This is a genomic window from Pseudomonas edaphica, from assembly GCF_005863185.1.
In the GTDB taxonomy this organism is placed as follows: Bacteria; Pseudomonadota; Gammaproteobacteria; order Pseudomonadales; family Pseudomonadaceae; genus Aquipseudomonas; species Aquipseudomonas edaphica.
Genome location: NZ_VBVZ01000246.1, coordinates 1 through 8622 on the forward strand (window position 1 = coordinate 1; position 8622 = coordinate 8622).

8 protein-coding genes and 1 pseudogene are annotated in these 8622 nt (G+C 54.8%); all 9 read left to right on the forward strand.

Annotated features, from left to right (window positions below; genetic code table 11):
- On the forward strand, positions 1-717 hold a 717-nt coding region (locus FEM54_RS17105; protein WP_138452062.1), incomplete at its 5' end, for a DUF2345 domain-containing protein.
- A 16-nt stretch (positions 718-733) separates the two neighbouring features.
- Positions 734-1483 (forward strand): toxin Tle1 chaperone Tla1, encoded by a 750-nt coding sequence (locus FEM54_RS17110; RefSeq protein WP_138452064.1) that lies wholly within the window; start codon positions 734-736, stop codon positions 1481-1483.
- Positions 1480-1971, forward strand: a complete 492-nt coding sequence (locus FEM54_RS17115; protein ID WP_240792761.1) for a YceK/YidQ family lipoprotein — start codon at positions 1480-1482, stop codon at positions 1969-1971. Before FEM54_RS17110 ends, FEM54_RS17115 begins: the two co-directional genes overlap by 4 nt.
- Before the next feature lie 121 nt (positions 1972-2092).
- Positions 2093-2608, forward strand: coding sequence for a Tli1a family immunity protein (locus tag FEM54_RS17120; RefSeq protein ID WP_138452066.1), 516 nt, complete (start codon positions 2093-2095; stop codon positions 2606-2608).
- Positions 2596-4959, forward strand: coding sequence for a T6SS phospholipase effector Tle1-like catalytic domain-containing protein (locus tag FEM54_RS17125; protein ID WP_138452068.1), 2364 nt, complete (start codon positions 2596-2598; stop codon positions 4957-4959). The genes FEM54_RS17120 and FEM54_RS17125 overlap by 13 nt, the downstream gene beginning before the upstream one ends.
- 101 nt (positions 4960-5060) lie before the next feature.
- On the forward strand, positions 5061-5579 hold the full coding sequence (locus FEM54_RS17130) for a Tli1a family immunity protein (RefSeq protein WP_138452070.1): 519 nt from the start codon (positions 5061-5063) through the stop codon (positions 5577-5579).
- A complete protein-coding gene (locus FEM54_RS17135; protein ID WP_138452072.1) occupies positions 5567-7930 on the forward strand; it encodes a T6SS phospholipase effector Tle1-like catalytic domain-containing protein in 2364 nt (787 codons plus the stop codon). The genes FEM54_RS17130 and FEM54_RS17135 overlap by 13 nt, the downstream gene beginning before the upstream one ends.
- The gene (locus FEM54_RS17140; RefSeq protein ID WP_116668704.1) at positions 7927-8190 is read left to right on the forward strand and encodes a PAAR domain-containing protein; all 264 of its coding nucleotides are present in this window, start codon (positions 7927-7929) and stop codon (positions 8188-8190) included. Before FEM54_RS17135 ends, FEM54_RS17140 begins: the two co-directional genes overlap by 4 nt.
- Positions 8187-8622 (forward strand): annotated as a pseudogene (locus tag FEM54_RS34360) (hypothetical protein); the annotation flags it as partial. The gene FEM54_RS17140 and the pseudogene FEM54_RS34360, both read left to right, overlap by 4 nt.

Consider the following 8622-nt stretch of genomic DNA (forward strand, 5'->3'; position numbering starts at 1 on the left):
GGGTTGTTTATCAGTGCCGATGAGCAAGGCCAGGCGCAGGGTGATGTCCTGGCCATGCAACCGGCCACCAGCCAGGTCCAGGGCGCAAAACAACAAATCGCCGACTGGCAGGAAATCGCCCGCGCCCACCACAGCCGCGAGCCCGCCATCGATGGCCTGCAACAGTTGCAAAAAGACGCCAAAGACCTGACTGCCCCGGCCATCCTGCTCAGCGCCCCCAAAGGCATCGGCGCGGTAACCCCCGCCAGCCTGCTGCTCAAAAGCGGTGAAGCGCTGTACGTGCAAAGCAACGATGAAATCAACCTGGCTGCCGCTCAACGCCTGTCTATCCAGGCCAACCAGGCCATCTCACTGCTGGCCCAACAGGAAGGCTTGCGCCTGGTCTCGGGCAAAGGCCCGTTGGAAATCGAGTCCCACGGCGATTTGCTGAACCTGATCGCCCAGCAAAACATCACCGTGCAATCGGTGCAGGGGCACCTGCAACTGACCGCGAAAAACGGCATCACCCTGGGCTGTGGCGGCGGATACATCCGTATCAACCCCGCCGGCACCATCGATATCCATACCCCCGGCATGCTCAACCTGAAGGGGCAGCATGTGTGGGAAACCACCACCAGCCAGAGTTTCCCGATGCCTGAGTTGCCGCAGTCGGTGTGTGAGGAGTGCCTTGAAAAGGCCCGGAAAAAAGCCCTCGGCTTAGTGATGCGCCAAGGTTGATCAGAGAGGGGCATACATGGCAACCGCAACAGAATGGCAAGAACAGATCGAGCAGGTATGTGCCAACGTCGGTATCCACCAAGTTGATCTATTGCTCGACCAAACCGCCTGGGATAACTGTGCAGTGCCTGCGCTGCAGACATTGCGACCACAGATCCCATGGTTCTCTTTGTTCACCGGCATGCCCGAGGAGAACCTGTTGGAGCAGGCCCCGCTGCTGATGCGCCTGGACCTCACGCATTGGCAGCATAAAGCCTGGCTGGAAGAACTGATGACGCACTGTGCAGCCGATGCTCGCTTGCTGGTGCTTGTCTCGCCATTGCCTTTTGACGCATTGAGCCGCGCCCTGCAGTTGCTGTCGCAAATGACATGGGGTGGGCAAAGCGGCTTGTTGCGTTACTACGACCCGCGAGTTTTTCCATTGCTGGTGTCTTCGATACTCAGCAGCGAGCAGCTATCCGAGTACCTGCGGGTAGCGTGCTATTGGGGCTGGCTGGATCGAGATAATCAGCCGCAGTGGTTGCAAGGCATCGATCAAACCCAGCAAAACAGCCCCAACGTCAATGGCTGCCTAGAGCTGAGTGATCAGCAATGCAGCCTGATTGGTTGTATCTCTGATGCACAGAGACTGCTGGATGGAGGTAATTTTGACCACTTGGAAAAAAACCAGGAACTGCGCTTCGCCCGGTTGTATGCATTTGTCGTGCAGGCCAGCCAGGAAAATTATTTTGGTGACCTGACCGAATATGTAAGGCAGAAATTATGAGCCTCAACGAAAGGGAGCCGTGGGGCGAAATCGCGAGAGGAAATTATTCGTGGCGGTTTAAGGCGGGTGTGCTTAAACGGCTGTTTGCACTTACAGTGTTTGGTCTCGTAACTATGACTGCCGGTTGTGGAACTTTAGTTGAGCGTGGTACGTCATCGAAAATATATCATGACTCAGATTATTATCCCGGTGTGAAATACGACTGGAACCTGCTTACGCTAGAGGGACAGGGCTCTTACGATCCCATACCGACGCTTTGTTATCTAAGTATTGTTTGCCCATTCATTACGCTAGTCAGTATGCCGGTCGATTTGGCTGTCGATACGCTGATGTTGTATAGCGATCATAAAAGTAAACTCATCGAAGATCGAAAGCTCAATGCATATCTTCGAGGCAAGTACTGTCTTGATGGGAAGGTAAAAGATGAGCCGGAATTAAAGTTGCGGAATGTTGATGTGGGGTTCTGCCAGGGAATAAAGGAGTTTTGAAAGAGTGTTTTCTGCTTCGGCCTTTTGGTTTGCTGGTTTGGAAGCACTCATGAAGTTGGTCGCGAGCAGGTAGCCAGTGGCAGTTTAGCGCTGCTTGATTTACTTAATGGAGTTGCGACGTATGAAGAAAATTGTGAGAAGAATTTTGATACAAGGGCTTCTAGGTTTTCTGGGACTGACATTGCTTGGCTGTACTTCAGCGGAGAATGAGATGGCCGCAGGTAATATACAAGCGGTGAATCATACCTTGAAAGGCATTAACTGGCTTTCAGTTAACGGATATAGGGCTGACGGAGGCGGAGGGCGGTCATGTTGTATCAATATGCCGGTAAAATGGCGTCCTGGTTTAAAGGCGAATGTCGAATGGGAAGTCGATCCGGATCCTTTCGCCTCCGCGCCCCCGTTGGGAACGGATGAGTTTAGAGAGTTTATGATTAAACACAAAGTCAACTACCAACGCCACAGTGCCACAGTGGATATTCCTGAATGGCCAGGAACAGAGTCGTGTGACTTAAAGGTACATTTTTTGGTCTGCAGTCAAATAAAAGTCACTACGTCTTGCTGGGGAGCTGGGTCACCTCACAACCCGATTAAAGAACCTATGGAAATGACGGAGCCTGCCGTATGTCCAAAGTGAAATGTGACACCAATGAAAACGTCTGGGCACCGCCGAGTTTTCCTGTGTGTGGCCGTTTGCCCTCCGATATTAAGAAGGTGACCGACAATTATGAGTTGCAAATTTTTGAAGAGAATAACGAGCGAAATAAATTCAATGCTAAGGGGCAGGGCCAGCATTCGAAATGCTGTCAAAGCTTGCATATAAGCCTGTTTTTTGATGGTACTAATAATAATGATAATGACGACACTCCAAAAAACAACCCTAGTAATATCGCTAAGCTATTTCATGCGTCGTTAAGAGGTGGTACAGCAGAAGAGAGTGGTTACTTCTCTTATTATATGCCTGGTGTAGGAACCCCTTTCCCAGAAGTTGGCGAATTAGATTATACCGACGGGGGGCTGAGATACGCCACCGGTGGCGAAGACCGCATCAATTGGGCTTTAGTTCAGGTTGCCCGTGCTATGTCTTTTGCGCTCAACGACAAAAAAGATATCGGCAGGGAGCTTGCCAAAGCAAAAGTCGAAGCCATGAGGACGTTGCCGGTACCGCTAGCCAGTGCCTTCGGCGCAGGCAGACGTCGCGCTGTAATGGGCGAGTTATTCCGCTCGCTACAAGCCGCTGCGGCGAAAAAACCACCGGCGCCCGAAGTGTTAGGCGTCAAGCTCTACGTATATGGCTTCTCCCGTGGCGCCGCCGAAGCCCGGGCGTTTGTCACTTGGCTAAGCCAATTGTTTGAAACCCCACCTGGGGCGGAAAAACCGGTGCAACGCTTGGCCGGGCTGCCCGTCAGCGTCGAATTTCTGGGAATAATGGACACAGTGGCCTCGGTGGGCATTGCCCGTGTGGTGCCGTTTTTCAATGGGCATATGGACTGGGCTGACGACAGCCAGTTGCTGCCGGATGCCGAGCGTTTTCCGAAACTGGTCAAGCATTGCCAGCATTTTGTCGCAGCCTGTGAGCAACGTACCTGCTTTCCCTTGGACTCAATCCGTAACGAAGATGGTCGCTACCCGGCCAACACCTACGAAGTAGTGTACCCCGGCGTGCATTCGGATGTGGGCGGTGGTTACAGGGTAAAGGAGCAGGGCAAGGCCCGTGGTGGTAGCAATGAACTGATCTCGCAGATTGCCCTACATGATATGTATGCCGCCGCCTTCGCCATTGGTGCGCCTTTTCGGGTGCCGGAAGCGGCGTTGCCGAAAACACTGCAGCCGGAGAAGTCATGGCGAATTATGTTGGAGTCAACGTTCACCGAATTTAAGGTTCATTCAACGGTAGTTGAACGCTTCAACGCTTGGCGCTGCAAAACCCTGCCCGGCATCCCAGCCAACACTTCCGTCAACTCGCCCGCCTGGGAGTACACGCCCTACCGCCTCAACACCACCGTGGAAGACACCCTGGCCGAGCAGTTGCACTGGATTACCGGCTGGCGTATCGGCCGCTACGTCAACGACCTTCAAGGTGATAACGACAGCTACAAACGCCAGACGTATTTTGAGAACGCTGATGAGGTCACGGCCTACAAAGCGAGCCAAGAGCTCAAAGACTATGAAAAAGAAGTGGCCGCCATGCCGGCTAAACGATTGAAAAACCCTGCTTTGCCAGGCCCCCGTATCTACGAGCCGACGCTTGACCAAACTCAGCTCAGCCAGGCCGCCGCAGAGTTCAAGAGCGATTACCTGGGACAAAAGCGTAACCAGACTGATTGGAAAGGCATCGCCCTTGATGTAGTGCTGCGTGATTCGGTTTATTTGCTCAATCAGCATGATGAAACCCGGGACCACGACCGCATTGCCGAAGAGGGCAAGGTTCGCCACGACCAGTTGTTCCGTGACACCCAAGGCACCCCCAGCACCGACCCGGATACGGCCTTGCTGGTGGCGTTGTTCGATGACCAGATCCACGACTCCCGCGCCTGGTTCATGCACTACACGTTGGACAGCCGCGAAATGTGGGCCGGTTACTTCTTCTACCGCATGATCTATTTCGGTAACAAAAGCAGTCGCGACCTTTCCCCTGTCGCGGTGGCCGGTCAGATATTGGGCGTGGCGATGATCGCCGGGGTCACGGTCTATGGCATCAAGCGCGCCGGCGGGCTGGGCGGAGTCGGCGGGCTGGCAGCGGGTCTCGGTGTGGCGGCCATTGGTTATCAGGTGATCGACAGGGCCACGGGTCTGGTGGTGCCGTTCTTGCCGGGCGCCGAGGAGTTGCTCAAGCCCACCGACAATATCGGCAAGGTGGTGGCCGAGCAGAAGCGTCAGATCGCGCAGGATGACTACCGCCAGCGCATCGCCAAGACCAGCGACATGTTGCGCAAGGCCGGCAGCCTGGTCGAACAGGTCGAGCAGATCAAGGCGGTGCTCGCATGATGCCGTTGGTGCGGATTAATCGTATTAGGCCATATGAAAAAGATGCTCATGTTGGGCGGTTTTTTCATGCTGCTTGAGAATAAGTAAGGGAGTTGCGATGTATGAATAAGATGATGAGAAGACAAATTACCCGAGGGCTGTTGGGGTTCTTGGGGCTTATGTTGTTTGGTTGTTCTTCGGCGGAAAACGAAATGGCAGGAGGCAACATAGAGGCGATCAACCATACTTTGAAGGGTATTAACTGGATGTCGGTTAATGGATATGGAGCAGATGGGGGGGGAGGTGCGTCGTGTTGTATTGTATTACCAGTTAAATGGCGCCCTGGATTAAAGGCGAATGTCGAATGGGAAGCTGATCCTAATCCTTATGCATATTCAAAATGGCCAGCCGATGAGAAAGGATACTGGGCCGCCCAAGCGAAACACAAAGCCAACTACCAACGCCACAGCGCCACGGTGGATATTCCAGAGTGGACAGGTACAGACTCCTGTGGATTAAAAGTACATTTTCTGGTTTGCAATCAAATTAAAGTCACCACGTCTTGCTGGGGTTATGGTTCACCCCACAATCCTATTAAAGAACCACTTGAAATGAAGGAGCCTGCCGTATGTCCGAAGTGAAACGTGGCTCCGAGGAAAACGTCTGGGCACCGCCGATTTTTCCTGTGAGTGGCCGTTTGCCTTCCGATATTAAGAAGGTAGGCGCCAACTATAATTTGCAAATCTTAGAAGAGAATAATGAGCGCCAAAAGGTCAATATTAAAGGGCAGAAACAGCATTCTAAGTGCTGTCAAAGTTTGCACGTCAGCTTGTTTTTTGATGGCACCAATAATAATGACTACGACGATATTAAGAGTAATAATCCCAGTAATATTGCCAAGCTATTTCATGCTTCAATTCGGGGTCCCAAAGCTAAAGCAAATGGTTACTTCTCTTACTACATGCCAGGCGTCGGTACCCCTTTCCCCGAAATTGGCGAATTGGATTACAGCACGGAAGGACTGAAATATGCCACTGGTGGCGAGGATCGCATCAATTGGGCCTTAGTTCAGGTAGCCGGTGCTATGTCTTTTGCGCTCAACGACAAAAAAGATATCGGCAGGGAACTTGCCAAAGCAAAAGTCGAGGCCATGAGCACGTGGCGCGGACCACTAGGCAGTACTTTAGGCGCAGGCAGACGCCGTGCGGTAATGGGCGAGATATTCCGTTCGCTACAAGCCGCTGCGGCGAAAAAACCACCGGCGCCCGAAGTGTTAGGCGTCAAGCTCTACGTATATGGCTTCTCCCGTGGCGCCGCCGAAGCTCGGGCGTTTGTCACTTGGCTAAGCCAATTGTTTGAAACCCCACTTGGGGCGACAAACCCGGTGCAACGCTTGGCCGGGCTGCCCGTCAGCGTCGAGTTCCTCGGAATAATGGACACAGTGGCCTCGGTGGGCATTGCCCGTGTGGTGCCGTTTTTCAATGGGCATATGGACTGGGCTGACGACAGCCAGTTGCTGCCGGATGCCGAGCGTTTTCCGAAACTGGTCAAGCATTGCCAGCATTTTGTCGCAGCCTGTGAGCAACGCACCTGCTTTCCCTTGGACTCGATCCGTAACGAAGATGGTCGCTACCCGGCCAACACCTACGAAGTGGTGTACCCCGGCGTGCATTCGGATGTGGGCGGTGGTTACAGGGTAAAGGAGCAGGGCAAGGCCCGTGGTGGTAGCAATGAACTGATCTCGCAGATTGCCCTACATGATATGTATGCCGCCGCCTTCGCCATTGGTGCGCCTTTTCTGGTACCAGAAGCGGTGCTGCCGAAGACTCTACAGCCGGAGAAGTCATGGCGAATTATGTTGGAGTCAACGTTCACCGAATTTAAGGTTCATTCAACGGTAGTTGAACGCTTCAACGCTTGGCGCTGCAAAACCCTGCCCGGCATCCCAGCCAACACTTCCGTCAACTCGCCCGCCTGGGAGTACACGCCCTACCGCCTCAACACCACCGTGGAAGACACCCTGGCCGAGCAGTTGCACTGGATTACCGGCTGGCGTATCGGCCGCTACGTCAACGACCTTCAAGGTGATAACGACAGCTACAAACGCCAGACGTATTTTGAGAACGCTGATGAGGTCACGGCCTACAAAGCGAGCCAAGAGCTCAAAGACTATGAAAAAGAAGTGGCCGCCATGCCGGCTAAACGATTGAAAAACCCTGCTTTGCCAGGCCCCCGTATCTACGAGCCGACGCTTGACCAAACTCAGCTCAGCCAGGCCGCCGCAGAGTTCAAGAGCGATTACCTGGGACAAAAGCGTAACCAGACTGATTGGAAAGGCATCGCCCTTGATGTAGTGCTGCGTGATTCGGTTTATTTGCTCAATCAGCATGATGAAACCCGGGACCACGACCGCATTGCCGAAGAGGGCAAGGTTCGCCACGACCAGTTGTTCCGTGACACCCAAGGCACCCCCAGCACCGACCCGGATACGGCCTTGCTGGTGGCGTTGTTCGATGACCAGATCCACGACTCCCGCGCCTGGTTCATGCACTACACGTTGGACAGCCGCGAAATGTGGGCCGGTTACTTCTTCTACCGCATGATCTATTTCGGTAACAAAAGCAGTCGCGACCTTTCCCCTGTCGCGGTGGCCGGTCAGATATTGGGCGTGGCGATGATCGCCGGGGTCACGGTCTATGGCATCAAGCGCGCCGGCGGGCTGGGCGGAGTCGGCGGGCTGGCAGCGGGTCTCGGTGTGGCGGCCATTGGTTATCAGGTGATCGACAGGGCCACGGGTCTGGTGGTGCCGTTCTTGCCGGGCGCCGAGGAGTTGCTCAAGCCCACCGACAATATCGGCAAGGTGGTGGCCGAGCAGAAGCGCCAGATCGCGCAGGATGACTACCGCCAGCGCATCGCCAAGACCAGCGACATGTTGCGCAAGGCCGGCAGCCTGGTCGAACAGGTCGAGCAGATCAAGGCGGTGGTCGCATGATGCCGTTGGTGCGGGTGGGCGATCCGTTGCGGCCCTTTGGTGGTGAAGTCCTGGAAGGGCATTACCTGGCGTTCGGTAAGCCGGTGGCCTGCGTGGGTGACCTGGTGCGGTGCAACCTGCACGGCTTGACCCGGGTTGCCCAGGGAGCTTCGGGTTCGACCATGGATGGTAGGGCCGTGGCGCTGGATGGGCATCGGTGTGAGTGCGGTTGTCAGTTGGTGAGTACCTTGCCGGCGAGTTCGATGAGTGTCGCACCATGAACCGCCCGCCCGAGTACCCCGATTATCCTGAGCCGGGCGAGCCGCGCTGGGGGCGCTGGTGGTTGGTGTTGGGATCGGTCGTCGGCGTGCAATCGGTGCTTCTGTTGATGCTTTGGCCCAAAGAGCAGCCGCGCCTGGAGATGTTGCTCTGGAGTGCATTGCTGCCCTTGGGCTGGGGAGCGGTGTTGGCCGTACGGGTGTTGGTATGGCAGATCCTGCTGTTCAACCGCCAGGTGTACCTGCGCACCTCGCAAGTGGCCACGAACGCCTGGTGGCAACGGCGTAGCCTTGGCCTGCCGGTGCAGAACGTGGTGTTGCTGGGGCCGGCGGGGGATGTGCAAGCCAATTACCTGCATTTGATGAAAGACGCGCCACCGCCAGAGGTATTCGAAGTGACGGGTGCCATACGCCCTCGGTTGCGTTGCCAGGTGT